Below are 23,317 nucleotides of genomic sequence, written 5' to 3' on the forward strand. Positions count from 1 at the left end.
AGTCCTACATGACCAAAACCGTCATCACCAGCGACAAGGCCCCGGCCGCCATCGGTACTTACTCCCAGGCGATCAAGGCAGGCAACACCGTGTACATGTCGGGCCAGATTCCTCTGGACCCAAAAACCATGGAACTGGTTGAGGGCTTCGAAGCCCAGACCGTCCAGGTCTTCGAGAACCTCAAAGCCGTGGCCGAAGCTGCCGGCGGTTCGTTCAAGGACATCGTCAAACTGAACATCTTCCTCACCGACCTGAGCCACTTCGCCAAGGTCAACGAGATCATGGGCAAGTACTTCGACCAGCCATACCCTGCCCGCGCCGCCATTGGCGTGGCCGCCCTGCCGAAGGGTGCGCAGGTTGAAATGGATGCCATTCTGGTCATCGAGTGATGCGCACGGCGCGGCCTTCACGCCGCGCCGACTGCCGCAAGAAAAGGTTTTGAAAGGATTTCACCATGCGCAAAGCGCTAGCTCTCTCGCTGCTCGCCCTGTTTCTCGGCGGCTGCGCCAGCGACCCTGCCGACCGTGACATCAGCGGCACCTGGATCAACCAGGTGGCGATCGATGCCGCCGCCAAGGGCGGTCCCCTGCGTGAAGCGCTGCAGGCTTACGGCCCGAATCTGGAGTGGGACGTCAACACCAAGGCCGGTCAGGCCCGCTACACCAACGGTTTTGAGAACGTCGAAGGACGGCTGCTGGGCGGAGAGTCCGGCGCCTGGAAGGTCGACTTCTACGGCAGCTCCGCCAGCGAACTGAAACGCGACGGCGGGCGCCTGCAACAAGCTGCCAGCGACAACGAACCCGAACAAGTCTTCGATCGCGCACAAATCCCCGTGCCGGAAGGCGCGCCAATCGGTGCCAGCTTCGAACGCGCGCTCTACTCAGCATACCTGGGCGGCAACTGGACCATCGCCAGCGGCCAGGGTGAAGGCGGCACCGTGCAGTTCCAGGCCGACGGCCAGGTGACCGGCCTGCCGGGCGTTGACCGTTATGCCTTGTGTCTGGCCGGCGATTGCGCGTCCATGAGCAATGGCAACGACAGCATGTGGCTGCAACTCAATGGCCAGGGCAACAACTGGATCTTTGTGCGCAAGGGCAAGGAGCTGGAGATTCTGCAGGCAGTCAATGCTGCGCTGGCAGATGAGCAACCGCAGTTTGCCGCAGGTGAGCGCAAGTGGTTGCTGGAAAAACAGTAACCTGCTTCCGAAACCTCAGAAGATCAAATGTGGGAGCGAGCCTGCTCGCGAACGCGGTGGGTCAGTCGAACTGATAATGACTGACATACCGCATTCGCGAGCAGGCTCGCTCCCACAGTGGTTTTTGTGTTGCTGAAAATTCAGCACTTACCTTTAAGAATCGCTGCATAGCCTTCGCGGTAACTTGGATACTTCGGCACCCACCCCAACGCTTTCGCCCGCGCATTGCTGCAACGCTTGCTGCCGGTGCGCCGCACACTGGCGTCGTCCGCCCATTCAGTCACACCCAGGTACTCGCGCAACCAGCCCACCACCTCGGCCAATGGCGCTGGCGCGTCATCCACACCGATATAGAGCTCGTCCAGCTTGACGCCCTCGCAGTCTTTTTCCAGCAAGAACGCCAGCAGCCCCGCTGCATCATCGGCATGAATACGATTGCCATACAGCGGTGGCTCCGTAGCTACGCGATACCCGCGACGCACCTGAGTCAGCAGCCACTCGCGGCCCGGGCCGTAAATGCCGGTCAGGCGCAGCACACTTGCCGGAATGCCGCTATTGAGCGCGACCTGCTCGGCCTCGAGCATCAAGCGACCTGAATATCCGGCCGCGACAGTCTCGGAGGTCTCATCCACCCATGCTCCATCCTGCTGGCCGTACACGCTGCTGCTGGACACGAAGATCAGCCGCTCAGGCACTTGCCCATAGTCACCCAGCCAGCTCAGCACATTCTGCAAACCCTGCACGTAAGCTTTGCGATAGCCCTCTTCGTCGTGATCGGTGGCCGCAGCGCAATACACCAGATAATCGACAGCGCCTACCGGCCAGGTCGCCGGGCACTCTTCGCTGAACAGGTCGCCGGCGACGCCGATGACACCCTCCGGCAGCTTGGAAACGTCGCGGCGCAGGCCATGGACTTGCCAGCCAGCCGCCAGCAATTGCGTGGCCAGACGACTGCCGACATCACCACAACCGGCAATCAAAACAGAAGGCGCGGACATCAGAAAACTCCCATCGGAAAGGCACAGACTAGCTCTGGCACAGGACGAACGGCTAGCAATGAAGGAAAAAAAGTTACTCTATTACTTTTGTTAACAAGAATTACTTGCAATAATGCACGCCACTTTTGTTCTCGGCCTCACGAGGCCTGGAAGAGCAACAACGTTTTTCTATCTCAGGTCCGGCCAGCATGACACGTAATCAAACTCCCGCTTCGCCAACCACTCGACCTCGCGCCTGGAGCGCCGTCGCGGCTCTGTTGCTCAGCCTGATGCTGGCACCGACCGCCGCCTTCGCCGACGCCCAAGCGCCCGCCACCCCAGCCGCCACCGAGCAGAGCGCACCCGCTGCCGCTCCGGCTGCACCAGCCGCCACCGATCCGGTGCAGGCTGTCGACGCCGCCGACGCACCTGAAGCCCTCGAAGCCGACAACACCTTGGGCATGGCCCACGACCTTTCGCCGTGGGGTATGTACCAGAACGCCGACATCATCGTGAAAATCGTGATGATCGGTCTGGCCATCGCTTCGATCATCACCTGGACTATCTGGATCGCCAAAGGCTTCGAGCTGATGGGCGCCAAGCGTCGTCTGCGTGGCGAAATCGCTGCACTGAAAAAAGCCACCACCCTCAAGGAAGCCAGCGCCACGGCTGGCAAGGAAGGCACCCTCGCCAACCTGCTGGTGCATGACGCGCTTGAAGAGATGCGCCTGTCGGTCAACAGCCGCGAGAAAGAAGGCATCAAGGAACGCGTCAGCTTCCGCCTCGAGCGCCTCGTTGCTGCCTGCGGTCGCAACATGAGCAGCGGCACCGGCGTCCTCGCCACCATCGGTTCGACCGCACCGTTCGTAGGTCTGTTCGGTACCGTGTGGGGCATCATGAACTCGTTCATCGGCATCGCCAAAACCCAGACGACCAACCTTGCAGTTGTCGCACCGGGTATCGCTGAAGCGCTGCTGGCCACTGCACTGGGTCTGGTTGCGGCGATTCCTGCTGTGGTGATCTACAACGTCTTCGCCCGTTCCATCGCCGGTTACAAGGCGCAGGTCTCCGATGCCTCGGCAGAAGTCCTGTTGCTGGTCAGCCGCGATCTCGACCACCAGCCTGAGCGCAGCTCGCAGCCGCACATGGTTAAAGTGGGGTAATCGGCCATGGGCCTGCATTTGAAAGAAGGCGCAGACGACGATCTGGCCGAGAACCACGAAATCAACGTCACGCCGTTCATCGACGTGATGCTGGTGCTGTTGATCATATTCATGGTGGCCGCGCCGTTGGCCACTGTGGACATCAAAGTCGACCTGCCGGCCTCGACCGCCAAACCGGCGCCGCGGCCAGAGAAGCCGGTGTTCCTCAGTGTGAAAGCGGACCAGCGCCTGTTCCTCGGTGACGACGAAGTGAAAGCCGAAACCCTCGGCGCCACCCTCGACGCCAAGACCCAGGGCAAGAAAGACACCACCATCTTCTTCCAGGCCGACAAAGGCGTGGATTACGGCGACCTGATGAGCGTGATGGACAGCCTGCGCGCCGCCGGTTACCTGAAGGTCGGTCTGGTCGGACTTGAGACGGCAGCCAAGAAATGATCACGACGCGCCATAAGCTGACGCGTTACAGCGGTAGCCTGGCCGTGGTGCTGGGCGTGCACGCGCTGGCCATCGCGCTGGCGCTGAACTGGACCGCCCGCCCGCCCATCGAATTGCCGCCGCAGGCAATGATGGTCGAGCTGGCCCCGTTGCCTGCCCCGCCACCGCCGGCTCCGCCGAAAGTCGTCACACCGCCGCAGCCACCGGCTCCGGTTGAAGAGTTGCCGATCCCGAAACTGGCTGAAGCACCGAAAGCGGAAATCGCGGTACCCAAACCCAAGCCTAAGCCCAAGCCGAAACCGCCAAAGCCGGTGGAGAAGAAGCTGCCTGATCCGCCGAAGGAAAAACCTTCCGAGGAGAAACCGGCCGATACCCAGCCGACCCAGGCACCGACGGAGAAATCCGCCCAGCCTGCACCAGGTCCGTCGCCGGCTCAGTTGGCGGCCAAGGCCAGTTGGCAAGGCACTCTGCTCGCGCATCTGCAGAAGTACAAGAAGTACCCGCAGAGTGCGCAGTCGCGGGGCAAGGAAGGCTTGAATCGTCTGCGTTTCGTGGTCGATGGCGAAGGTAATGTGCTGTCGTTCGAACTGGTGGGCCGCTCTGGCAACGCTGATCTGGACCGGGCCACCCTGGACATGATCCGCCGCGCACAACCGCTGCCCAAGCCGCCGGCCGACATGCTCAACAACGGCTCGATCGAAATTGTTGCGCCGTTTGTTTATTCGCTCGAACGTCGCCGCTAAGCAACACCGCAATACCTGTGGGAGCTGGCTTGCCAGCTCCCACAAGGTTCTCCGCCAGCCGAGAGAACCAAGCCAAGAGGCACCGAAAGGTGCCTTTTGCATATCTGCCAGCGGCAAACCGACCTCGACCGGTGTCGCACTCAGCCCGCAGTCTGATAACGTGCGTCTATCGATTGCAGCCGGTATGCTTGGCGCGCATCTTCATGGACGCTTGCTATGACCCTCACAGAATTACGCTACATCGTTACCCTCGCCCAAGAGCAGCATTTCGGCCATGCCGCCGAGCGTTGCCACGTCAGTCAGCCGACGCTGTCGGTGGGCGTGAAAAAACTTGAAGACGAACTCGGTGTGCTGATTTTCGAGCGCAGCAAAAGCGCCGTGCGCCTGACCCCGGTCGGCGAAGGCATCGTCGCCCAGGCGCAGAAAGTCCTGGAACAAGCCCAGGGCATCCGTGAACTGGCCCAGGCCGGCAAGAACCAGCTGACCGCACCGCTGAAAGTCGGCGCCATCTACACCGTCGGCCCGTACCTGTTCCCGCATCTGATTCCACAACTGCACCGGGTCGCCCCGCAGATGCCGTTGTACATCGAAGAAAACTTTACCCACGTGCTGCGCGACAAACTGCGCAACGGCGAGCTCGACGCGATCATCATCGCCCTGCCGTTCAATGAAGCCGACGTGCTGACCCTGCCGCTTTACGACGAGCCGTTCTACGTGCTCATGCCGGCCCAGCATCCGTGGACCAAGAAAGAATCCATCGACGCCGGCCTGCTCAACGACAAGAGCCTGCTGCTGCTCGGTGAAGGTCACTGTTTCCGCGATCAGGTGCTCGAAGCCTGCCCGACTCTGACCAAGGGCAACGACGGCGCCAAGCACACCACGGTAGAATCCAGCTCGCTGGAAACCATTCGCCACATGGTCGCGTCCGGCCTGGGCATCTCGATCCTGCCGCTGTCGGCGGTGGACAGCCATCACTACGCCCCCGGCGTGATTGAAGTGCGTCCACTGACCGCGCCGGTGCCGTTCCGCACCGTGGCGATCGCCTGGCGCGCCAGCTTCCCACGGCCGAAAGCCATCGAGATCCTCGCCGACTCCATTCGCCTGTGCTCGGTGGCCAAGCCAGCGGCGCCGGTCACGGCCGGTTAAGCGAGCGTCATGACGGAGCTGTCGCAAGTGTCGGTGACGGCACTCAAGGGTGTCGGCGAAGCCATGGCCGAGAAACTGGCCAAGGTCGGCCTCGATAATCTGCAGGACGTGCTCTTCCACTTGCCGCTGCGTTATCAGGATCGCACCCGCGTGGTGCCGATCGGCGCATTGCGACCGGGGCAGGACGCCGTGGTCGAAGGCACCGTCAGCGGTGCCGACGTGGTCATGGGTCGCCGCCGCAGTCTGGTCGTGCGCTTGCAGGACGGCACCGGCGGGCTGAGCCTGCGCTTCTACCATTTCAGCAATGCGCAGAAAGAAGGCCTCAAGCGTGGCACGCGGGTTCGCTGCTACGGTGAAGCCCGGCCCGGCGCCTCAGGCCTGGAAATCTACCACCCCGAATACCGCGCCATCACCGGCGACGAACCGCCGCCAGTGGATGAAACCCTGACCCCGGTCTACCCGCTCACCGAAGGGCTGACCCAGCAGCGCCTGCGCCAGTTGTGCATGCAGACCTTGACGCTGCTCAAGCCGAGCACCCTGCCGGACTGGCTGCCGACCGAACTGGCCCGCGACTACCAACTGGCGCCGCTGGCCGACGCGATCCGTTACCTGCACAACCCGCCCGCCGATGCCGACGTCGATGAACTCGCCCTTGGCCATCACTGGGCGCAGCATCGCCTGGCTTTCGAAGAACTGCTCACGCATCAACTTTCACAGCAGCGTCTGCGCGAAAGCATGCGTTCACTGCGCGCGCCGGCGATGCCGAAAGCCACAAAGCTGCCACCGAAATACCTGAAAAACCTCGGCTTCAACCCGACCGGCGCGCAACAGCGCGTCGGCAACGAAATCGCCTACGACCTCAGTCAGCACGAACCGATGTTGCGCCTGATTCAGGGTGACGTTGGCGCGGGGAAAACCGTGGTTGCCGCCCTCGCCGCCCTGCAAGCGCTGGAGGCCGGTTATCAAGTCGCGCTGATGGCGCCGACCGAGATCCTCGCCGAACAGCACTTCATCACCTTCAAACGCTGGCTCGAACCGCTGGGCATTGAAGTCGCGTGGCTGGCCGGCAAGCTTAAGGGCAAGAACCGCGTCGCCGCGCTGGAACAAATCGCCAGCGGCACACCGATGGTGGTCGGCACCCACGCGCTGTTTCAGGACGAAGTACAGTTCAAGAATCTGGCGCTGGTGATCATCGACGAACAGCACCGCTTCGGCGTGCAGCAGCGTCTGGCGCTGCGGCAGAAAGGCGTCGGCGGGCGCATGTGTCCGCATCAGTTGATCATGACCGCCACACCGATTCCACGCACGCTGGCAATGAGCGCCTACGCCGACCTCGACACCTCGATCCTCGATGAATTGCCGCCCGGGCGAACGCCGGTCAACACCGTGCTGGTCACCGACACCCGCCGCGTCGAAGTCATCGAACGGGTGCGCAGCGCTTGCGCCGAAGGTCGTCAGGCCTATTGGGTGTGCACGTTGATCGAGGAGTCCGAAGAGCTGACCTGCCAGGCCGCCGAAACCACGTTCGAAGACCTCACCGCCGCCCTCGGCGAATTGAAGGTCGGGCTGATTCACGGGCGCATGAAACCGGTAGAGAAAGCCGCCGTCATGGCCGAGTTCAAGGCCGGCAACCTGCAACTGCTGGTCGCGACCACGGTGATCGAAGTCGGCGTCGACGTGCCCAACGCCAGCCTGATGATCATCGAAAACCCCGAGCGCCTCGGCCTCGCACAGTTGCACCAGTTGCGTGGTCGCGTCGGCCGGGGCAGCGCCGCCAGTCATTGCGTGCTGCTCTACCATCCGCCGCTGTCGCAGATCGGCCGCCAGCGCCTGGGCATCATGCGCGAGACCAACGACGGTTTCGTCATCGCCGAAAAAGACCTCGAATTGCGCGGCCCCGGGGAAATGCTCGGCACCCGCCAGACCGGCCTGCTGCAATTCAAGGTCGCCGACCTGATGCGCGACGCCGATTTATTGCCCGCCGTGCGCGATGCTGCCCAGGCTTTGCTGGAGCGCTGGCCGACCCACGTCAGCCCATTGCTTGACCGTTGGCTGCGGCATGGGCAGCAATACGGCCAAGTGTGAGCACCGTCGCAGTTTGTGCAGGATCGTTCCTACAGAGCTGGTTATACTCCTGCCATTGTTTCAAAAACGGATACAGACCATGATCGAAGCTGCTCTCGTCCCCGAATCTCCGCAAGCTCCGTCTGTTATTCGGCTGCTGCTCAACAAGCTGGGCGTTGCCTACGAAGAAGTGCTCGACCACCACGGCCTCAATGCCTCGCGCAAAGTGCAGGCCGTGTTGCTGGACGACGCCGTGGGCGCGTTGATGGTGCTGTTTCCACAGAGCCAGTTGCTGGATCTCAATCGCCTCGCCGAACTCACTGGTCGCCGACTCACAGCCGTGTCCACCGAACGCCTGGAAAAGATGCTCGGCAAACACAATCTGAGCCTGCTCCCAGGCCTGCCGGCGCTAACCAGTTCGCCGTGCCTCTACGAAGAAAGCCTGCTGCGCGAGCCGAAGCTGCTGATCAACTCCGGCGAGCCGGGCCTGCTGCTGGAAATCAGCAGCGAAGACTTCAAATCGATGCTGACCAAGGCCAGCGCCGCCAACTTCGGCGAAGCCCTGAGCAGCATCCGCCCGAACCTCGACCGCCCGGACGATGACCGCGAGGAAATCACCCAGGCCGTGCAGGCGTTCACCGCGCGGCGCATTCAGCAGCGTCTGGAAGCGACCATCGAGATTCCGCCGCTGGCCGAAACCGCGCAAAAAATCATCAAGCTGCGCGTTGACCCCAATGCCACCATCGACGACATCACCGGCGTGGTTGAAACCGACCCGGCGCTGGCCGCGCAAGTGGTGAGCTGGGCGGCGTCGCCGTACTACGCCTCGCCGGGCAAGATTCGTTCGGTGGAAGACGCGATCGTCCGCGTGCTGGGCTTCGATCTGGTGATCAACCTCGCGCTGGGCCTGGCCCTCGGCAAGACCCTGAGCCTGCCCAAAGACCACCCGCAACACACCACGCCGTACTGGCAGCAGTCGATCTACACCGCCGCCGTCATCGAAGGCCTGACCCGCGCCATGCCGCGCGCCCAGCGCCCGGAAGCAGGCCTGACGTATCTGGCCGGTCTGCTGCATAACTTCGGTTACCTGCTGCTGGCCCACGTGTTTCCGCCGCACTTCTCGCTGATCTGCCGCCACCTGGAGGTCAACCCGCACCTGTGCCACAGCTACATCGAGCAACACCTGCTCGGTATCAGCCGTGAACAGATCGGCTCGTGGCTGATGCGCTACTGGGACATGCCGGATGAACTGGCCACCGCCCTGCGCTTCCAGCACGACCCAAGCTACGACGGCGCCTACGCCGAATACCCGAACCTCGTCTGCCTGGCCGTACGCCTGCTACGCAGCCGCGGGATTGGCTCCGGGCCGGATGAAGATATTCCGGATGCCCTGCTTGAACGCGTCGGCCTGAGCCGTGACAAAGCCAACGATGTCGTCAGCAAAGTGCTTGAGGCTGAAGTGCTGCTGCGTGAACTGGCTTCGCAGTTCAGCCAGGCCTGAAAAGCTTCGCGGGCAAGCCCGCTCCCACAAGATCGATGCGATCTTCAGGAGCGGGTGCGTTGCGGCCAACTGTTGATTATTGGCGTAATCAACCGCGGTACCGAATCACCCAGCCCTGCGGATTCGGGAAGCTTCCAATGAAATACCCTCCCACTACAATTCGGCCGTCCCCCAGTACCGTCATGTCATGAAGAGCCTCCAGGACCCCGGCCTCGTCGAAGATGCTGAACCCTGTGCCGTTGAATGACAGGTCCGGTGTTCCGTCCGCCAAAAACTTCGCCGTGATCGCACTCGGATCATCGTCGGTGACTCCGATTCCGGTGTCGCCGCTGACGACGATTGAACCGTCAGGTCGCGCTACACAGCGCAACCATCTCAAACCTTGCGGGACGAAGTCGGATAACAACGGCTTACCATTATTGAATACGAGATTGTAGGAACCTTTGGATGTGAGTACCGCAATCACTCCACGCATGCCACCGTCCCTTACGGCAGCCCCTGCAAGAACAATCTTGCTATCCACAATTGAAATGGCGGACAGGTGGATCTCATCCTCACCAGAGATGATCACGACGCCGTTACCGCTCTCGCCAAACTCCCTGTCGATCTTGCCGTTAGCGTCGAATCGAATGACGTAAGCGCCCGAAGATGGCCCGCTATAGCTGCCACCAACCACCACAGCGCCGTCAGGTTGATGCGCGACCAGCTGCGCAGAACTGTGTTGGTGTGCAATGCCAGCGAGCTCGACAAGCGCGAAACCCGTGCCATTGAACGTGGTGTCGTCGGAGCCATCCGCATTGAGCCGCATGACGACGCCGCTCACACGGCCAGCGTCGTCTTCGACGGATCCGACCAGCAGGATTTTCTCGTCTTGCCGCAAGACATTGTCGCCATGACCCGCGCTCCCCATCTGCGCATAAGGAATGTAACGCACACCCTGGTCAGCAAAGTTGTGATCCAGCCGTCCATCTTTGTCGTGTTTCACGACAACCAGCCCGGCAGAAACATCAGGCCCATTGTTCTGGTACTCGGCACGAACGAGCCAACCGCCATCCGGGAACGGCGTCAACTCGAGCATCGAGTGCATATACAAACCGTCCTTGAGTGAAATCTCGACGAATCCGGTCTTTTCTTCACCAAAACCGAGGTCTAGTTGGCCGTCCTCCAGAAGCCGGGCGATCAGCGTTTCCAGGCCATCCTTGCGTCGACGAACAGCCACCAGCAACTTGTTGTCCGGCAGAGCCAATACCGCTCTTACGTCAAACTCAGACAATCCTCCAAGCGGAAATCTGACAATGCCGTTTTCGCCAAAAGACGGATCAAAATTCAGCGTGCCACTCGTCAGGTTTGCGCTTAGATAGCGAGTGATCCAACCATCCACCCGGGAAGGGTCAGAAAGGCTGGTGTGGGTCATGGACACCACTATCCGACCGTCCTCCATGATTGCCAGATCATGAGGAAACACTGGCCCCGCTACGTTATCGAAGAGCGTATAGCCAATACCGTTGAAGGCCGTGTCCAGCTTGCCGTCTGCGAGAAAGCGCGCGGTAATTACCGCGGAATCACCGGCTCCAACGACAATGATCGAGCCGTCGAGCTGTGATGTATGCCGCCACGTCAATCCGTCTGGCAGTAACGGGGAAAACAGAGGCTGGCCATTATTGAATACAAGATTGGATGCTCCACTGGCGTTCAGCACAACCACCAACCCGCCATGGACGTTCTTTTGCCAGGCGTCACCCACCGCAACGATCCTGCCATCACTTTCGCGCACCGAAACAGCGTTCAAAGAGCTCTCGCCATCCTCGTCGAAAATCAGCTTCGCCTGGCCGTTGTTGAAATCCTTATCCAGCTTCCCCGCTACGTCCAAACGTGCCAGAAAAACTCCGGAGGCTGTCTCACCACTCTGAAAAACGCCGCAAACCAATACTTTGCCATCGGCTTGAACAGCGATAGCGCCGGCGGTGTTCGAGGTGGCACCGACATCCACCAAGACGTACCCCGCGCCGTCAAATGATGGATCGAGCGAGCCGTTCGCCAAAAGACGCATCACGACGGGCGATGGCCATGGCTCATCGATCAGCAGGAAATGGAGCAGGACGATTTTGCCATCGGCCTGCTGAACTGCAGAGACGGTAGAGGCATTTGTAGCGGGGGACTTTTGGCTTGACTTCGCCCCTGCCGACGACGCACGCGTGGAGCCCGGGATCTTGTAGAAAGAAAATAAACTCACGCCTTTATCGCCGAACGAATCGTCCAGCTCACCGTCGCCTTTCAAGCGGATCATTGCTTGGCCGGCATCGACGGCCTTCTGTGTGAAGTATTGAACGCGCACCAGCCAGCCGCCGTCCCGCAACGCATCGAGCCCAAACACGGTGCTGATGCTAGCGCCGTTCAAAGATATCTCGACGAAACCCGTCTCATGACTTCCGAAGGACTTGTCGAGCGTACCGTCTTCGTTCAATCGGGCGATGGCCAGCAGCGCGTCACTTCCTTCCAGAGGAAGAGCGACCAGCAACTTCCCGTCGGGAAGGGCCAAAACGGCCGCAGCCTCATGGCTCGCAATGCCCGGTATCGGTAATTTCAATAAACCATTCAGGGCAAAAGAGGGATCGGGGGTACCTGGCGTGGTCAAGTCCTGAGCCTGAGTCATGTTCTTGCTCCATCAAGTGCGTGGCGTCCTTTACGGGACCGGAGCTTGAGTAGAGCATCGCGAAGATGAGCAAAGCACCTGACAGAAATGACAGTTCGACCGTCTTTACAGGCCTGAATAAAGACTTTGCGAGCCAAAGAACGCACGATTCTTCATTGTGCTTCGCTTGAAGCCAACCCAAAAAAATCTCAAGCCTTGGCCTTTGCCTTCCTCGGCTTCAAATACTTCATCAACCCCTGAAACCACATCACCAGCGCCGGGTTGCCCTTGAGCTGGATCGACTTGTCCTGAATCCCCTGCATAAACGCCAACTGCTTGTTCTTCGCCTGCATCGTGGCAAAGCCATAACCCGCGTCTTTAAACGCAATCGCAAACGCCGGCTCCGGCACCACGCCAGACTTGCTGGTGATGCGCTGATCCTTGACCACGAAATGCCGCGCCACTTTCCCGTCCAGCGTCTGCAGCTGAAACACCAGATCCTTGTCACCCAACTGCTGCTGGAACGCAGGATTTGTCCGGCTGGCCTTACCCATCAACAAACCCATCATCCACAGGAGAAAACGAAATTTCATGCGCACAGCCTCAAAAGGAAAATGAACGGCCGGGGCAGTGTAAGGGATTCGGACGATAACGCCAGTATCTCACGCTGTTGGAAGAGGATGCTGACCATTTCCCGCACGATGACTGCCAAGTCACGATTCCGCAAGCAACGTCCTACACCTGTTGAAACACATCCCTGTAGGAGCTGGCGAAGCCTGCGATCTTTTGATCTTCCGCCCCGCGAATCCATGGGAAGTTTCCTGCAAAGTGCGGGGCTGTCCGTGAACTAGGCGAGCTTGAAGATCACCGATAGGCTTCCTGCGTCATCGGGTATTCGGTGACCGGATGTGCAAGTCCGAATTCGGGAGCAATTTCTTCTTACTCCAAGGGATTTACACCGATGACCAATTCAAATACCAACACCGAGGACACCTCCCCCTACGAATCCTTCGATTCAAGAAAATTACATGAAGCCGCCGAACGCGCCCTCGATCACCACTTCGGCAAATCTGACCTCTCTCAGGCCCCACGCCCTGAAGGCCTGTTCAGCCTGAACCCGGACATCGATGCCGAAGCCCTCCTGGCCAACGCCTCCGAAGACCTCCTGTCCATCAGCGTCATCGCTGCGGACCTTGCGGACGACATAGATGGCTCACGCCGCTCGGTTGCATTGGCATTGAGTAGGATGGCGGACGGGGTCAGATTGATGGTGGAAGGGACGCTTGATCACATTGAAGTGCGAAGCGTGGCGGCCAAGCCGTAGCGAGATTGGTGAATGAAAAAAAAGGGGACGTTAAGTCCCCTTTTTGAATATTCCCTGCTTCACCACTGGCAACCTGTTTCAGGTTTCGCATCCACGTTGTAATCGTTTTCAAACGAATACTTCTTTGCAGACTTGTAATTCGTATACGTCATCGCATCAACCCGGCCACCCTGAGTGACCATCTGATACTCACCTGTCAGTGCGCCATCAACTACTTCAACCCAAGTTGTCGTGTACTGGTAGGGCCGGCCATACACGAGTTCTTCTTGTTCAGTACTGCGATGAACCAGCCCGATTGCCTTTTTCGACTTGCTGTACTTGACGCCAGCACCGCTCCATTTGGCGACAGAGTCGTAATAGGTTCGGAATTCAAAATTTATGGGTTTGCCTTCGTAGGAGCGAAAGCAAAAAACCCCGGTCGTGACCTCGCTATGAGCCGCCAGAGGAATGAAAACGAGCATCGCGGAAAACAATGCAGACGAAAATTTCAAACCAAACATTCCTTTAGCGGTTCATGGGTAATTGAAAGCGCATCCTCACCACGCAGTAGGCGACGTCTTCACGCAACAGACGGCTAGCCATCTGGCAGTGCCCTTCTGCGTACTTCTTCCAAAGCGGATCATCGAATTGATCCCCTCCCAGCCGCTCGATTGAGGCCGCTAAATTTCTCTCACGATCCTTCCCTGCAATCGCGGATGCCGCTTTGTAAAAACCATCCAGCAGTAAACCCGTCTGTAGAGCGATCAACTCTCCCAGCCGAGCATTGGTCGTCTGCACCAGACACCCAAGCCTCTCGATTGGCGCCTCAGCACCCGGCAACGCAGCTTGGTAAAGCTCTTCACAAAACGACTCTTTGAAGCGCACCCAGTTCTTTTGCACATCTCTCAGGTGGCTTTGCTCCGCAGGAGCCAGAGTCGACAGCGCTTTTTTGTATTGCTCGTTCAAGACGCCATCGACTTTCTTGTAGGTTTGCTGGCCGCAGGTGATCAAGTCCGGGTTGGACAAACTGTCTGGGTTGCACGCTTCTCCAGCAAACAATGCGGATGAAGCAGCAGAGAGCAAGCAACCGAGAAGAATCGAAAATACTTTCACGCTGTTACTCCTTCCTTTGACGGTCATGTCTGTACAGCCAAAACAGCGGCGGCAACAACACCAACAGAGCTAAACCATCCAGCCACACGTGCGACCAGACCTGCTGTTGCGCCGAGAGCCACATGTCCTGCGGCGCCCATAACAGGATGCCGGCGATCAACCAGCCCCAGATGGCCGGAGCTTTCAAGCGATTGCCCAAGTGCACCAGCGCGAACATGTACAGCGAATAACTTTGCAACGTCGCGCCGAACAGCGCGAGCCACCAGACTTGTTGTTCGCGGCCGGCGGTGGGAACCGCATCGGCACCCCAGAACGACAGTTCGAGGACTTGCAGGTAGCCATCGAGCAAGCCGGAGTCACCGGCCCAGGTCAGGGTAAGACCGGCGAGGATATGCGTGATCGCAGCGGCATATAGCCAAAGCACCAACGCTGGGCGAAGCGAGGAAGAAGGGGCTGGCATTCCGTGTCCTGAGCGCGTTCCTTGGGGGTGGGGAGTTTAAAGGAAAATCGCGGTCGTCAGATGCTCAAAAACTAAACGTTTTACCGGACGGATTCAGACTCAACGACTGCGAAAACGCATCAGACATGACCCGGCATTTCAGATGCAGTGACTGGCCTTGATCGGCTCAGCGCCTTGTGTTCCCAATCGCCCCACGTTGAAGATGCCCAACTGATTACCTTTGTCAGCCGCCATTTGATAACAGGCTAGCGCCCGCGACATATCCTTCGTTCCAAGCTCGCCACCTTCAAAGGTCGAGGCCAGATAATTCATCGCGTCAGTGGAACCCATGGTGATCGCCCGAATGACCTGCTCTTTCGCCTGCTCGGGATGGAGGCAAGGGCCGTTATAGTCGGTGGAGTTTCCGACACAAAAAAACGTGGCATAGGCCAGCGCGCCACTCGGTATTTTCGAGGCCGCTTTGAACAGCGCCTCTACTTTGCTGGTTTCCAACTGGGATGCCATTTGAGAAAGACTCAGGCTTGCCGCCGAAAGACTTGCCTCTGCATCACCTGACTCCGCAGCACATACATAATTTTCTAGGGACGCTTCAACCAGTTCCACCGTTAGAGGGTATTGCTCAAGCAACCCAAGCCCACCTAAAGCTTCAGCACGCTGATCACAGAAGTTCTCGGCGCGGCTCATTCCTGGATTACGTGTTGCGACAAGATCCTTCTCGCTGACCGACCAATCCTCAATCCCCTCAAGCACCCAGCACGCCTGACGAGAGAAGTTGAAGATCTTGATATTGCTGTTGCCGGCCCGTTTATCCACCACGTTGACGTGACTGTCATCAACCTCTTCAATCTCGACCCCAGGTGTCTTGCCGGGCGTGATTGCAGCCATCAGCGGATAGGTGAAGGTTGTTCCACTGACACCCGAGGTCGAAGGCTCAAAGGTACGTCGATCCTTCCCAGCTACCGGTTTCAACACCAGCGACTTGACCGTCATTGCAGTCAGACGGCGTTGTGATTCGCTGTTGGCGGAAAACGCGGTCAGGAAAGGCGCGAACTCCTCCGAGGGGCAAGCGTCGCTGGTCGGTGCCGTCGAAGCGCTCTTATCGGATGCAAGCGCAGGGACAATCTTGTCCAGATACGCCGAGCGCTCGCGACTCATTCTGGCGATGCACAAGTTAACCGCGAACACATGCGCCGGCATCCCAGTCTCGATCTCGAATGCCTCCAAAGGGCAGTTAGCATCGCGCAATTTCAACCACGCACGTTGCGACTCTTTAACCTTCGCCGCGTACTCCGCACCCAACGCCGGATCTGCTCGATAGTCAGACTCAAGCCGCGACATCAACTGCTTGTAGCTGACGTTCAACTGCGCATCGGCAGCCTTCTTCGCCGCCTCCGAACAGGGCACCATTTCCAGGCTTGAGGTGACATGGCTGCAGTCATCCTGCGCATAGGCCGCTGAAACCGGCAGTAGCACGGCCAGCAGGGTAAAAACAAAACGTTTCACGGGGTTCTTCCTTGAGTCATTCAGGCTTTGCGTTTGGTGAGTCGGGTGATGCATTGATCTGGTCCGTTCATGCCCCAGTAAGTGCTGAGCAACGTCTTACGTTTTTTGTCGACGCGCAGGTTAACGAAGCCATCGCCGCAGTCCGGCTGCAACTCTTCAAACGTGCCGGATTTGGGGCTGATTTCGTGTCGACACCGTTGACGGGACTCAATGTGGTGGTTTCAGCTAACGCCGGCATCGTCCAAGTCAGACCGATTAGTGATGCCGCTAAAGGGTTGAACTGAATTTACCCGCCCTACTCCCACCTGCGCCCGGAATCCCAGGAGTGCAAACGGGTCGTTGCAACATCAGGGATAGTCGATGGCGACAACGCAGGAAATGAACACGCTGGAGAAAGGGGAGGTGCGGACTTAGCCAGAGGCACATCCGTCACCTTTCCCCTTGGAATAAACCAAATTTACTGATCGACAAGTTCGATCAGAGTGAGCTTCTTGCCATCGAACTCGTAGAAGCGCTGCCGGTTACCCTCCTCGAGATCGTTACCCTCTACATCCACTTCCGGATCGGCCGCTACACCCATAATTTCGAGCAATTTGCTGTCTGGCTTGTAGACGGCCGCGTAGGGTGCGGTACCGTCATTTCCGATGATGTAATAAGCATTAGGAAAGGACGTAACAACCTCCCCCGTTTTCACGTCAAGAATTTCGCCACAGATAGACCCGCCGCCACAGCCGTTTGCGTAAACAACATAATGGCCCGCAAAATTTACGGGTTGCTTGATGGCTTTCTTGCGCCCCTCAGCCCAGCTTTTATTTTCATCACTGGCAACAGCGTCGTGATGTTGGCCCTTAAAAATTTCGTCGACTTTATAGTTTTCGAACCGCGGCACATCGGCCTTGGCAAAACACGAGAAGAGAAAAAGCGCGCCCAGCCAAAACAAGCGGGACGCTGATAACTTACTTGCCATTGTTTTTTGACTCCTCGAGAACACGAACCATGTCAGCCGGCAAAATGTGAGCGGTATTGAGACCGTCGCCCGCATAATACGACTGTCCCTCAAAGCTTGCGACCCTCGCGAGCATCACCGGTTTGCCGTCTTTCATTTCGATGTTTCCGTGCTCATCTTTCTTCGGCACCGGGCTAATGGTCTTGCCCTTTCTTACACCTGCCGAGGCGAATTCCAAGGCCCAGGCATAGGCAGCTTTTTCGACGTCGCCATCGCCTTCCAGATACTGGATGAATGCCTTGCGCTTAACTTTTATCAAGTATTCCTCAAAAATCTTATCCTGAGTCTCTTCGTCAAATTTAAGCGTGGAAGCAAGTTCGAGCTTTTTCACAGCACCATTTATCGTGTCAGGAACCATTTGATAGCGACCCGCCGCAAAAATATCCCGGTCCTTCTGTTTCTGCTGTAGTTCAGCGATGGTCAACGTAGTCAAATCAGTTTTATAAAACGCTTTCAGTCCACCCTTGGTCCTGTTGTAAGCAGTGTAATCATTATTCGACTCAACGCTCGCGAGCAAATTGGCAAACGCACTGTGCGCCCAACCTTTTCCAGGCACGGCAAACTTCATGAAATTATTGACGAACGCAATCGGGTGAAAATGATAGACCTGTTTCGGAAGAGGCATCTGTAACGCACCCGCCAGCTCATCCCAAAAAACAAGCTTGTCAATCCGCTCTTTTTCATGTTCCAGTAACTTTGGCGACTCAGCGAGCAATTGATCAAGACGACTCCACTTGGGCTCGGAAGACTTCGCCTGCCACTCGGTGGGGTGGTAAGCAATCAACTTTGTCCATTTATCCCGGAACTCCACATTCTTCAATGCCGAGTTCAAGTCCGCGGAGGTAACTTCACCATCTTTGTCACCCAAAGCGTCGAGTTTCGCATGGAGCTCCTTGAAAAAAGGCGGCATCGAGTCCGGATCAAGAAAACCATCTGAATTCTCATCGCCCTCTTTGACAACTGCATATCCCAACTTTGCCCAATCATGTTGAGATATCAACTGAGCACCTGCAGACGTAAAGGTAACATCTGCCTTTTTGATCAGGCCCGTCAGCTTTTTATCTTTCTCTATAACGGTCGGCTCATACCACTCAACCCCTTTTGAGTCTTTGAACACAGAGACCGATCCCATAGGAACTATATGTTTGGACTCAAGGGTCGCAGGCTGTCCCGTGGTCGCCTTACTGGCAAGTACCGTGCCCGCCGGCAGATTCAGGTAACTCATGCCAATTTTCAGGGCAGCTTCATTCTGCAAGAATTTATCGAGGCCGGTATCACTGGTGAATATCTCAATATGAGCGTGATATTTGCTAGAGATTGAACCCTCAACTTTCCCGAGGTTCTCCTGCAAGCCTAAAAACCCTATTGGATGGCCTGCTTTTATCGCTGCTTCGCAAGCAATTACCTTATCGAATTCGGCAGGTGTGACTTCGGCCCACGTGACCATCCGACCGTTACCGATATCTTCGACGCTCGCCCAGAATGTTGACGGAACCGTTCCTGCGCCTCTCAAACCGCCAGACAGGCAGGTGCACTCAGCCATCCGAACCAGAGAACCTCCAACCTTCAGATTAAATACTTTGGTGCCGTCGAATTTAATTTCACTGTTCAAACAAAGGGCCATTTCTCCCAGCGGTTCACCAGCACTTTCACCGTTAGCAACAGCTTTGGGCGCTGCGAACAACGGCAATCCGTTCGGGGCGCTGACACGAGCCTTAACCAGCCCCTTCCAATAGCCTGGCCGGGTTCGTTCCGGCGGTAATATTGCGCTCCAGATCGCGGTGTCTTTTTTATTCTTGACTGCCACACCATCTTTCTTATAAGCAAACCAGGATTCTTCCCCTAATTTCCTGTTAGGCACCTTGCCACTTAACAACTTACCTCGGGCGTAAGTGATACCGTTGCTGGCAAGCTTTTCTTCTAGAACTTCAAAGACAGAGCCCGCAGAAATCAGCCCATACTTCACGCATTCCGGACCTTCCTCAGAATCACTGCGGGCAGTAAAATCTCCCACCGTGAACTTTATCTTCGGCTTACCCAACTCCTCCTCTGTAGGCAAGTAGCCTTTATAGGGCATCAAGTGCATATAAAGACTGAAAAATACCAGCTTATTTTGTTTCCCTTTGTTCGGGCCTTCTTCCGGGTTAGCGGGCGACTTGTAGTCATGCCGAACCAGGCAGAAAGAATTAGAGTATTTAAGCTTGGCCGGTTTATCTCCAGCGTACTTCGACTGTAAATAATCTTCGTTGAGGCGATAGGCTACAACCACACCATCCGCCATGCATCGTACGGGCTCGTCTTTCACACAGTAGGATGCACTGGCATTGCTAATATGAATGCCACCGTGCCAAAAGTTATAGCTACCCAAAAGGTATTGACCTGAGGTCTCATTTTCGATGGCGGTATACAGTTCATTGGCACTGTCGAACTGTTTCCCATCAGCCTTTCTTATGGGGAATTGAAAGTTTAGAACAGGCTCCGGTCCAGCAGGCGTTGGTGCAGGAGCGGGGGCAGGGGCCGGTTGTTCCGCTGCGCCGGTTCTATACTCTTCTTTAGCCCTGAGAAATTTTGTAGGAATGGGCCAGTAGAAGGCCGGATCTTTAGTGCCAAAGTAAGTAAATGACGGCCCTTTCCTCGTCTGCGCGCCGAAGAACTTGCCTGCAGTACCGGTAGGATTAACGTCAACAACAATACCGGTATGAAATAACTTATCTCCACCACCCAGCGGATCTTCATTAATCCAAAGAGCGATATCGCCTTTCTTGACGTCGGGTGGCACCACGGTTGTGTAGTAAGTGGAGTCCACCATTACACGTGTGTCTTGATACGGGATTTTATAGCCAGCCCCCGTTAGCAACAAATTAACCATGTGCGAGCAGTCGATTAACTTATTACCGGCCGCATTTGTTTTTATGCCATCGCCGCCCATCTTGTACACGTAGCCACGGTTTTCGTAATTACCCGTTAAATCTAATGGTTCTGTCATTTCTGCATCCTGCAAATCAATAGCAATGGCTGGATTCTGTGGCGTCAGCGGTTTGCGATTTCAATCTGGTTAAATTACTCAGGGCGGTGGCATTTCCTTTACTGGCGGCCAAGCGATAGCAATCCAGTGCTCTGGAGGCATCCTTGGTTACCAATCTACCGGTCTCGAATGTATCACCCAGTTTATTTTGAGCATCGGAAGAGCCCATCGATGCGGCGCGAATCAATTCCCTTTCTGCTTCTTCAGGATGCTGACAAGGGCCCTCGGGGTCTGTGTCATTGCCATAACAATAGAATGTGGACAATGCAGAAGCTCCGCTTGCCAGAGTAGTAGCGGCGGCCTTGAACAGGGCTTCGACCTTCTCTGTTTCCAATTGCGATGCCATTCCGGAAAGGCTCAGACTGGCAGCACTGAGACTTGCCTGAGGATCGCCGGAAGCTGCTGCACACAGGTAGTTTTCCAATGCTGCTTCAAAGAGTTCTCCCGTCAGGGAGTATTTGTCCAGGCCACCAAGGCGTCCGTAAGTTCGCGCACGCTGATAGCAAAAGTTCTCGGCGGTACTCAGGGTCGGCGTGGTCCCTTCAACAAGGTCTTTATCATTGATCGACCAGTTCTCGACGCCCTCGAGTACCCAGCATGCCTGACGAGAAAAATTGAAAATCTTGATGTTGCTGTTACCCGCTCGCTTGTCCACAACGTTGACGTGACTGTCGTCGATTATTTCGACTTCAACCCCGTCTGTCTTGTCTGTGGCTAAAGGTGCCATCAGCGGAAACGCCAATGTGGAGCTGTTGATCTCCGCCGTTTGCGGCTCAAGAGTCCGCCCCTCTCCTTCGGGTTTCAACACCAGCGACTTCACCGTCATCGCAGTCAAACGCTGCTGGGTTTCAGCATTCGCAGAAAACGCCGGCAGAAACTGGGAAAAATCCTCGGACGGGCATTCATCCGCATAAGCGCTGCCATGAAACAGGCTCAACAGCGACGCGGTGAAAACCGCTATCGCGATGCCATTGCTCTTCTTCAAAACACCATTCATGTCGATCACTCGGAAAACACAAAAAAAGCCTTCGGCTTAACCTTCTCAGGCACCGCATTCGCCAACGCCTGATCCATCAAACTCCCCGCCTTATCCTTATCCGCCGCCCCCGGCAGCACCGGCGGTTTAATCCCGATGCCAGTCCCCGATCCCGCAGAACCACCCGCATTGATCTTGATCACCGGCCCAACCACCGTCACCCCACCGCCATCCAGCTTGATAAAGCTCCCACCCCCAAGAATGGTCAGCTCTGTCCCCGCCTCGATAACGATCTTGTCCCCAGCCTTGAGGTGAATCTCTTTCCCCACGCTGGTCAGCTGCGCCGTGCCCAACTTCACATGCTGGTTCTGCCCAATCGTCAGGTGATCATCCAGCTTCGCTTCGATCTTGCGGTCGCTGATGGTGGTGCGGTGTTCTTCAGCCTTCAGCTCGGTGTAAGTGTTCTTCACCACCGTGTCGTGACGTTCATTGCCGACCCGAATCTTCTGATCGTGCTCAACGTTTTCATCCCAGTCACGCTGCGCATGAATGTAGATCTGCTCCGCACCTTTCTTGTCTTCGATGCGCAGTTCGTTGTAACCACCGCCTCCCGGTGAGCTAAGCGTTTTGAACACGCTGCGGGTTTTGTTCGCCGGCAGTGCGTACGGCACCGGGTTTTCCTTGTGGTACAGGCAGCCGGTGACGAGGGGTTGGTCGGGGTCGCCTTCGAGGAAGGTGACGAGGACTTCCATGCCGATGCGCGGGATGGAGATGGCGCCGTAGCGGTCACCGGCCCAGGAGCTGGAGACGCGTAACCAGCAGCTGGTTTTGTCGTCGGCCTGGCCTTCGCGGTCCCAGTGGAATTGCACTTTGATGCGGCCGTATTGGTCGCAGTGGATTTCTTCGCCTTTTGGGCCGGTGACCATGGCGGTCTGGCTGCCGAGTACGCGCGGTTTCGGGTGTTCGAGGGCCGGGCGGTAGAACACGTCCCACGGGGTGGCGAGGAAGGTGTTGCGGTAGCCCTGGTGGAAGTCGTCTTTTTCGTCCGTGGTGTCGCTGGTCACGCCTTCTTCGAGGACTTGCGGTTGTTTGCCTTCGTGGAAGATTTCGGTGAGCAGCCACAGGTCGTTCCACTCGCTGCGCGGGTGGTCGGACATTTCCATGAAGTGGCCGCTGACCAGTCTTGTCTGGTCGCCGCGGCCTTCCGCCTGGCGGTAGTCAGCGCGGTGGCGTTCGAGGGCGCGTTGGCTGAGGAACTTGCCGCGCGCGCGGTCGATGAAGCGGCCGGGGTAGTCGTAGTCTTCGAGATCCGGTTCAGTGCTGTCGCCGTCCGGTTTGTATGCGGCTTCCATTCGCAGGCGCGGTTTTTCGAAGTCGTAGTCACGGCGAGTGGTGCGCGTGGTGCGGGTTTCCAAGCGCAGTTTGAAGGCTTTGATTACCGGCTCGTCCGCGACCATGCCGCTGCCCTGCACGTAGGCGGTTGGCTGCCCAAGGTTCTGGAACACGGTCTGGTCGTCGCCGAACACCAGCAGGTGGGCCTTTTCGCTGTGCTGGAAGTGGTAGTGAATGCCCTCTTCTTCGCACAGGCGCTGGACGAAATGCAGGTCGGTTTCGTCGTACTGCACGCAGTAGTCGCGATCCGGGCACGGCTGGCTGAGCTGGAAGCTGTAGGCGTTGCTCTTGATGCCGTGCTCTTCAAGGATCAGCGCGATGATTTTCGGCGCCGACATCTGCTGGTAGATGCGCTGGTTGGTGCGGTGATGCAGGTATTGCAGTTGCGGCACGATCGAGACTTTGTAGCGGGTCAGGCGCTTGCCGGCATCGCCCTGGGCGACGCGGTAGATCTGCCCGTGAATGCCCGAGCCCTGTGGATCGAATGCCAGAAACGCCTGCTTGTGCAGCAGTTGTTCGAGGTCCAGATCGGGGTTTTCGCTGACCAGTTCGAGGTCGAAGCGATACGCCTGGCTGATGCCTTCGGTGCCGGTGAACGACAGCACTTGCAGGTCGCCGACGTAGTCTTCGACCTTTAGGCTGAAGTGGGTTTCGTTAGCTGAGTTGAACATCGTGTGCTCCCT

21 protein-coding genes are annotated in these 23,317 nt (G+C 57.5%); 10 read left to right on the top strand and 11 right to left on the bottom strand.

All coding sequences use genetic code 11. The features are described from left to right. The first annotated feature begins 8 nt into the window (after nucleotides 1-8). Both AB4N41_RS08125 and AB4N41_RS08130 read left to right on the top strand, forming a co-directional pair. On the top strand, nucleotides 9-389 hold the full coding sequence (locus AB4N41_RS08125) for a RidA family protein (protein WP_014340863.1): 381 nt from the start codon (nucleotides 9-11) through the stop codon (nucleotides 387-389). A gap of 65 nt (nucleotides 390-454) precedes the next feature. Further along, nucleotides 455-1,195, top strand: coding sequence for a hypothetical protein (locus AB4N41_RS08130; RefSeq protein WP_252868469.1), 741 nt, complete (start codon nucleotides 455-457; stop codon nucleotides 1,193-1,195). 140 nt (nucleotides 1,196-1,335) lie between these two features. Here the strand turns inward: AB4N41_RS08130 and AB4N41_RS08135 are convergent, their stop codons facing one another. Then, nucleotides 1,336-2,193: an SDR family oxidoreductase gene (locus AB4N41_RS08135; RefSeq protein WP_252877108.1), complete on the bottom strand. Its 858-nt coding sequence runs from the start codon at nucleotides 2,191-2,193 to the stop codon at nucleotides 1,336-1,338. A 188-nt stretch (nucleotides 2,194-2,381) separates the two neighbouring features. Here AB4N41_RS08135 and exbB point away from each other — a divergent pair, with 188 nt between their 5' ends. The 6 genes from exbB to AB4N41_RS08165 all read left to right on the top strand — a co-directional run bounded on the left by exbB (nucleotide 2,382) and on the right by AB4N41_RS08165 (nucleotide 9,224). Then, nucleotides 2,382-3,335, top strand: coding sequence for a tonB-system energizer ExbB (exbB, locus tag AB4N41_RS08140; RefSeq protein ID WP_041476629.1), 954 nt, complete (start codon nucleotides 2,382-2,384; stop codon nucleotides 3,333-3,335). A gap of 6 nt (nucleotides 3,336-3,341) precedes the next feature. Further along, the gene (exbD, locus tag AB4N41_RS08145) at nucleotides 3,342-3,770 is read left to right on the top strand and encodes a TonB system transport protein ExbD (RefSeq protein ID WP_016772535.1); all 429 of its coding nucleotides are present in this window, start codon (nucleotides 3,342-3,344) and stop codon (nucleotides 3,768-3,770) included. Then, on the top strand, nucleotides 3,767-4,513 hold the full coding sequence (locus tag AB4N41_RS08150; RefSeq protein WP_041476628.1) for a TonB family protein: 747 nt from the start codon (nucleotides 3,767-3,769) through the stop codon (nucleotides 4,511-4,513). The genes exbD and AB4N41_RS08150 overlap by 4 nt, the downstream gene beginning before the upstream one ends. A 216-nt stretch (nucleotides 4,514-4,729) precedes the next feature. After that, nucleotides 4,730-5,659 carry a hydrogen peroxide-inducible genes activator gene (locus AB4N41_RS08155; RefSeq protein ID WP_024014805.1) on the top strand — a complete coding sequence of 310 codons (930 nt, stop codon included), beginning with the start codon at nucleotides 4,730-4,732 and terminating at the stop codon, nucleotides 5,657-5,659. 9 nt (nucleotides 5,660-5,668) lie between these two features. Further along, the gene (gene recG, locus AB4N41_RS08160; protein ID WP_252877110.1) at nucleotides 5,669-7,744 is read left to right on the top strand and encodes an ATP-dependent DNA helicase RecG; all 2,076 of its coding nucleotides are present in this window, start codon (nucleotides 5,669-5,671) and stop codon (nucleotides 7,742-7,744) included. A 79-nt stretch (nucleotides 7,745-7,823) separates the two neighbouring features. After that, the gene (locus AB4N41_RS08165; protein ID WP_252877111.1) at nucleotides 7,824-9,224 is read left to right on the top strand and encodes an aminoacyl-tRNA deacylase and HDOD domain-containing protein; all 1,401 of its coding nucleotides are present in this window, start codon (nucleotides 7,824-7,826) and stop codon (nucleotides 9,222-9,224) included. Between the two features lie 88 nt (nucleotides 9,225-9,312). Here AB4N41_RS08165 and AB4N41_RS08170 read toward each other — a convergent pair whose 3' ends face one another. Together AB4N41_RS08170 and AB4N41_RS08175 are read right to left on the bottom strand one after the other, a co-directional pair. Continuing rightward, entirely contained in the window at nucleotides 9,313-11,877 is a 2,565-nt protein-coding gene (locus AB4N41_RS08170; protein WP_252877112.1) for a hypothetical protein, read from the bottom strand. A gap of 188 nt (nucleotides 11,878-12,065) precedes the next feature. After that, entirely contained in the window at nucleotides 12,066-12,449 is a 384-nt protein-coding gene (locus AB4N41_RS08175; RefSeq protein WP_056790828.1) for a hypothetical protein, read from the bottom strand. Nucleotides 12,450-12,817: 368 nt separating this feature from the next. Here AB4N41_RS08175 and AB4N41_RS08180 point away from each other — a divergent pair, with 368 nt between their 5' ends. Next, nucleotides 12,818-13,180 carry a DUF6124 family protein gene (locus AB4N41_RS08180; RefSeq protein ID WP_252877113.1) on the top strand — a complete coding sequence of 121 codons (363 nt, stop codon included), beginning with the start codon at nucleotides 12,818-12,820 and terminating at the stop codon, nucleotides 13,178-13,180. Nucleotides 13,181-13,239: 59 nt separating this feature from the next. Here AB4N41_RS08180 and AB4N41_RS08185 read toward each other — a convergent pair whose 3' ends face one another. From AB4N41_RS08185 to AB4N41_RS08200, 4 genes are all read right to left on the bottom strand, one after another. Then, nucleotides 13,240-13,671, bottom strand: a complete 432-nt coding sequence (locus tag AB4N41_RS08185; RefSeq protein ID WP_252877114.1) for a hypothetical protein — start codon at nucleotides 13,669-13,671, stop codon at nucleotides 13,240-13,242. Nucleotides 13,672-13,684: 13 nt separating this feature from the next. Further along, nucleotides 13,685-14,272 carry a lysozyme inhibitor LprI family protein gene (locus tag AB4N41_RS08190; protein WP_252877115.1) on the bottom strand — a complete coding sequence of 196 codons (588 nt, stop codon included), beginning with the start codon at nucleotides 14,270-14,272 and terminating at the stop codon, nucleotides 13,685-13,687. Between the two features lie 4 nt (nucleotides 14,273-14,276). Continuing rightward, entirely contained in the window at nucleotides 14,277-14,732 is a 456-nt protein-coding gene (locus tag AB4N41_RS08195; RefSeq protein ID WP_252877116.1) for a cell division protein, read from the bottom strand. Nucleotides 14,733-14,870: 138 nt separating this feature from the next. Further along, on the bottom strand, nucleotides 14,871-16,235 hold the full coding sequence (locus AB4N41_RS08200) for a lysozyme inhibitor LprI family protein (RefSeq protein ID WP_252877117.1): 1,365 nt from the start codon (nucleotides 16,233-16,235) through the stop codon (nucleotides 14,871-14,873). Nucleotides 16,236-16,246: 11 nt separating this feature from the next. Between AB4N41_RS08200 and AB4N41_RS08205 the strand changes: the two genes are divergently transcribed. Further along, a complete protein-coding gene (locus tag AB4N41_RS08205) occupies nucleotides 16,247-16,519 on the top strand; it encodes a hypothetical protein (RefSeq protein ID WP_252877118.1) in 273 nt (90 codons plus the stop codon). Nucleotides 16,520-16,692: 173 nt separating this feature from the next. On the opposite strand, the gene AB4N41_RS08210 is transcribed toward AB4N41_RS08205, so the two are convergent. Genes AB4N41_RS08210 through AB4N41_RS08225 form a run of 4 tightly spaced genes read right to left on the bottom strand, consistent with a single transcriptional unit; the run spans nucleotide 16,693 to nucleotide 23,305 of the window. Further along, nucleotides 16,693-17,202, bottom strand: a complete 510-nt coding sequence (locus tag AB4N41_RS08210; RefSeq protein WP_252877119.1) for a hypothetical protein — start codon at nucleotides 17,200-17,202, stop codon at nucleotides 16,693-16,695. Further along, nucleotides 17,192-20,227: a hypothetical protein gene (locus AB4N41_RS08215; RefSeq protein WP_252877120.1), complete on the bottom strand. Its 3,036-nt coding sequence runs from the start codon at nucleotides 20,225-20,227 to the stop codon at nucleotides 17,192-17,194. The genes AB4N41_RS08210 and AB4N41_RS08215 overlap by 11 nt, the downstream gene beginning before the upstream one ends. A gap of 16 nt (nucleotides 20,228-20,243) precedes the next feature. After that, nucleotides 20,244-21,263, bottom strand: coding sequence for a tetratricopeptide repeat protein (locus AB4N41_RS08220; RefSeq protein WP_252877121.1), 1,020 nt, complete (start codon nucleotides 21,261-21,263; stop codon nucleotides 20,244-20,246). A gap of 5 nt (nucleotides 21,264-21,268) precedes the next feature. Continuing rightward, nucleotides 21,269-23,305, bottom strand: coding sequence for a type VI secretion system Vgr family protein (locus tag AB4N41_RS08225; protein ID WP_252877122.1), 2,037 nt, complete (start codon nucleotides 23,303-23,305; stop codon nucleotides 21,269-21,271). Nucleotides 23,306-23,317 lie beyond the last annotated feature (12 nt).

Source organism: Pseudomonas sp. S2_A10, from assembly GCF_054668465.1.

Bases quoted from the DNA above. Each gene is read 5' to 3' on its own strand.
- AB4N41_RS08150 (WP_041476628.1), top strand. From the start codon at position 3,767: ATGATCACGACGCGCCATAAGCTGACGCGTTACAGCGGTAGCCTGGCC.
- AB4N41_RS08155 (WP_024014805.1), top strand. From the start codon at position 4,730: ATGACCCTCACAGAATTACGCTACATCGTTACCCTCGCCCAAGAGCAG.
- AB4N41_RS08130 (WP_252868469.1), top strand. From the start codon at position 455: ATGCGCAAAGCGCTAGCTCTCTCGCTGCTCGCCCTGTTTCTCGGCGGC.
- AB4N41_RS08165 (WP_252877111.1), top strand. From the start codon at position 7,824: ATGATCGAAGCTGCTCTCGTCCCCGAATCTCCGCAAGCTCCGTCTGTT.
- recG (WP_252877110.1), top strand. From the start codon at position 5,669: ATGACGGAGCTGTCGCAAGTGTCGGTGACGGCACTCAAGGGTGTCGGC.
- exbD (WP_016772535.1), top strand. From the start codon at position 3,342: ATGGGCCTGCATTTGAAAGAAGGCGCAGACGACGATCTGGCCGAGAAC.
- AB4N41_RS08135 (WP_252877108.1), bottom strand. From the start codon at position 2,193: ATGTCCGCGCCTTCTGTTTTGATTGCCGGTTGTGGTGATGTCGGCAGT.
- AB4N41_RS08175 (WP_056790828.1), bottom strand. From the start codon at position 12,449: ATGAAATTTCGTTTTCTCCTGTGGATGATGGGTTTGTTGATGGGTAAG.
- AB4N41_RS08225 (WP_252877122.1), bottom strand. From the start codon at position 23,305: ATGTTCAACTCAGCTAACGAAACCCACTTCAGCCTAAAGGTCGAAGAC.
- AB4N41_RS08215 (WP_252877120.1), bottom strand. From the start codon at position 20,227: ATGACAGAACCATTAGATTTAACGGGTAATTACGAAAACCGTGGCTAC.
- AB4N41_RS08125 (WP_014340863.1), top strand. From the start codon at position 9: ATGACCAAAACCGTCATCACCAGCGACAAGGCCCCGGCCGCCATCGGT.
- exbB (WP_041476629.1), top strand. From the start codon at position 2,382: ATGACACGTAATCAAACTCCCGCTTCGCCAACCACTCGACCTCGCGCC.
- AB4N41_RS08180 (WP_252877113.1), top strand. From the start codon at position 12,818: ATGACCAATTCAAATACCAACACCGAGGACACCTCCCCCTACGAATCC.
- AB4N41_RS08210 (WP_252877119.1), bottom strand. From the start codon at position 17,202: ATGGCAAGTAAGTTATCAGCGTCCCGCTTGTTTTGGCTGGGCGCGCTT.
- AB4N41_RS08220 (WP_252877121.1), bottom strand. From the start codon at position 21,263: ATGAATGGTGTTTTGAAGAAGAGCAATGGCATCGCGATAGCGGTTTTC.
- AB4N41_RS08195 (WP_252877116.1), bottom strand. From the start codon at position 14,732: ATGCCAGCCCCTTCTTCCTCGCTTCGCCCAGCGTTGGTGCTTTGGCTA.
- AB4N41_RS08170 (WP_252877112.1), bottom strand. From the start codon at position 11,877: ATGACTCAGGCTCAGGACTTGACCACGCCAGGTACCCCCGATCCCTCT.